Source organism: Megamonas sp. (assembly GCF_986095205.1).
On record NZ_CFQVBI010000047.1, the window covers coordinates 1 to 1,580 of the forward strand.

General features: G+C 30.2%; 3 protein-coding genes. 1 reads left to right on the forward strand and 2 read right to left on the reverse strand.

Annotation, left to right across the window (positions count from 1 at the left end):
* The first annotated feature begins 87 nt into the window (after window positions 1-87).
* Window positions 88-270, forward strand: coding sequence for a hypothetical protein (locus AC5LAX_RS06885; RefSeq protein ID WP_220450494.1), 183 nt, complete (start codon window positions 88-90; stop codon window positions 268-270).
* 60 nt (window positions 271-330) lie between these two features.
* On the opposite strand, the gene AC5LAX_RS06890 is transcribed toward AC5LAX_RS06885, so the two are convergent.
* Both AC5LAX_RS06890 and ybaK read right to left on the reverse strand, forming a co-directional pair.
* Complete coding sequence (locus AC5LAX_RS06890) at window positions 331-846, reverse strand: transcription repressor NadR (RefSeq protein ID WP_008539793.1); 516 nt, start codon at window positions 844-846, stop codon at window positions 331-333.
* A gap of 17 nt (window positions 847-863) precedes the next feature.
* Window positions 864-1,334, reverse strand: coding sequence for a Cys-tRNA(Pro) deacylase (ybaK, locus tag AC5LAX_RS06895; RefSeq protein ID WP_008539794.1), 471 nt, complete (start codon window positions 1,332-1,334; stop codon window positions 864-866).
* Between the last annotated feature and the right edge of the window lie 246 nt (window positions 1,335-1,580).

Here is a 1,580-nt window from a genome sequence, read left to right on the forward strand (position 1 = left end):
AACAATGATATCGAATCATTGTTTTTTAGCGAGCTTATATCCCCATAAATAAATTTAGGGGCTTTACGCTCGCATTTGGTAAATGTTTTGAATTTAATTGAAGGTGAAGAAGCAATTGTAACTTCACCAGAAAATTTATTTGCTCCATTTGTTGTTCATTATGCAGAAACATTTATAATACCTGAAAATATAAAAGAATATACTATAGCACCATATGGAAAATCTATAGGGCAAAAAATTGCAACATTAAAAGCTTATGTGCGAGTTTAATTTCTATTCGTAAATAAAAAAGCAAGGATTAAAACATTTGTTTATATCCTTGCTTTTTGTTTAGGCGATTAATATATGAGCCTTATTTAATTCAGTTTTTATTAATTCCAAAGTTTCCATATTAGGAATTTCAATCGTATGATAATGTAGGCCTTTTGTTATGCTCATTAAAGCAGAAGCATTTGTTTTTTCTTTTTTTGCCAAAAATAACTGAATATCCCTACGACTATTGATGAAAAGATTGACACGAATTTCACCATATAATGGGTGTTCAACGATAACATCACGGACTTTACCACCATTATCAATGATAATTTCTAATTCTGTTTGTAAATTATCATCATTATGTTGGCAAGCTATAGTGGCGAGTTGTTCTTCTTTTGCTTGGTCGTGAGGTAGTAAATAACCTCTAGGTGTAGCAAAAATATTATGACCGGAAGCTCTTAAAACGGTAATATCTCCGACAATAATCTGTCTACTGACTTTGAAGATATTAGCTAATTCTGAGCCGGTAATTGGCGTATTAGTTTGTTTTAACGTATAAAGGATTTGTTCACGTCTTTCATCTGTATTCATATAAATCACTTTCTTTTTTATTTAATTAAATCGGCAACAGTAGCATTAACAGCTTTTATTAAATCTTGTGGTGCAAGTAAAATCTGTTCTCCGCGTACACCTGCACTGATAGCTATTTTAGGCCATTTTAAAGCTGTTTCATCAATGAATACAGGATAAGCTTTTTTTGCACCAAGTGGAGAACAACCACCACGTACATAACCAGTTAAAGGCAATAATTCTTTAAGATGTATCATTTCTACCTTTTTAAAATTAGCAACTTGAGCAAGTTTTTTTAGATGCAATTCATCATCACCAGGGATACAAGCCATGATGATATCATTTTTATCACTTCTAGCTACTAAAGTTTTAAATACAGTTTTTATATCCATATTTACATCTTTAGCAACATGGATAGCACTTAAGTCATTTAAATCTACTTTATATTCTTTTAGTTCATAATCTATCTTTAAACGGTCTAAAATGCGAGCCGCATTAGTCTTTTTCATAATGATATCCTCCTAAAAATATTAATGAATATAGCTATTATTATAGCATTTAGAAAACTTTTTTAAAATATTTTATATTTTTTTCAAAAAAAGTGTTGACATTTATTTAAAATCGGGTTATTATATAGAAGCTGACTCACGGAGACAGCAACAAACAAGAAATGTTCTTTGAAAACTAAACAATGCACAATATGTTTTCTAACATAAACGAATGTGCGGTATCTGCTTTTATAGCAGATTACCTAA